Source organism: Leptolyngbya sp. CCNP1308 (assembly GCF_034932455.1).
In the GTDB taxonomy this organism is placed as follows: Bacteria; Cyanobacteriota; Cyanobacteriia; order Phormidesmidales; family Phormidesmidaceae; genus Nodosilinea.
This window is the reverse complement of the sequence record NZ_JAYGIH010000134.1, coordinates 1-997: the sequence shown is the minus strand read 5'-3', so window position 1 is coordinate 997 and position 997 is coordinate 1. Positions and strand designations below refer to the sequence as shown.

Here is a 997-nt window from a genome sequence, read left to right as displayed (position 1 = left end):
CCGTTATGGAACGTCACGAGTGTTGTGCCGGCTCAGTGCCGAACACCTGGAAGCGATCGCGCCCCTGCTGCTTAGCCCTATAAAGCGCCCGATCGGCCTGGTCAATCAGTGTTTGGGGCAACGGGTCTGAGTTGGGTGTGGTGCAGGCCACCCCCAGGCTGAGGGTGACGTAGGGCCGGGTAGACGACGCCTGGTGGACGAGGCCGAGCTGGGCAATGGCCTGCTGCATGGCAGCGGCCATTGTGGCGGCCCCGTGGATATCTGTGCCGGGTAGCACCACGGCAAACTCTTCGCCGCCGTAGCGGGCCACCAGATCGGCGGGGCGCTTAACCACCTGGGCCAGGGCCTGGGCCACCTGCTTTAGGCAGACATCCCCCGCCGGGTGGCCGTAGGTATCGTTATAGAGCTTAAAATGGTCAATGTCGCACAAAATTAGGCTTAAGGGGGCTTGAGCGCGCCGCATACGCCGCCATTCTTGGCTCAGGTGTTCATCAAAGCAACGGCGATTGGCCACCTGGGTGAGGCCATCGACGCGGGCCAGGTGCTCCAGACGGGCATTAGCGGTTTCGAGCTGGGTATAGAGTTCTGCCTGCTGAATGGCAATGCCCACCTGGGTTGCCAGCTGTTTGAGCAGGTCGATCTCCCGTTTTTCCCAGCGCCGGGGGGCCGAGCACTGGTTGAGAATCAACAGCCCCCACGGGGTTTCTTTGGTAATAATCGGGGCCACCACCAGCGATCGTATGGGTAGGTGGCGAAACAGCTGTAGGTCGGCACTCGGTAGCCAGGTGCCCTGCAAGTCTGGAATCGAGTGCAGGCGGCCCGTCTGGTAAAACGCCGGGTCAATCTGTTGCAGCACCGCCTCTATCTCAGCCTGCCCCTGCAGCTGAGTGCAGCGTTCAAGGGTGCACTCTACCGCAATATGCCCAACGGTGGTTTGCTCAAACTGGTAGATAAACGCCTGTTCTGCCTTTAAAAATTGCTGGGCTTCGGTGACGGT

The 997-nt window shown here is 60.7% G+C and carries 1 protein-coding gene; it reads right to left on the bottom strand.

The features are described 5' to 3' along the window. Positions 1-13: 13 nt before the first annotated feature. A partial coding sequence (locus tag VB780_RS31275) for a diguanylate cyclase domain-containing protein (RefSeq protein WP_323355102.1) occupies positions 14-997 on the bottom strand: 984 nt, incomplete at its 5' end.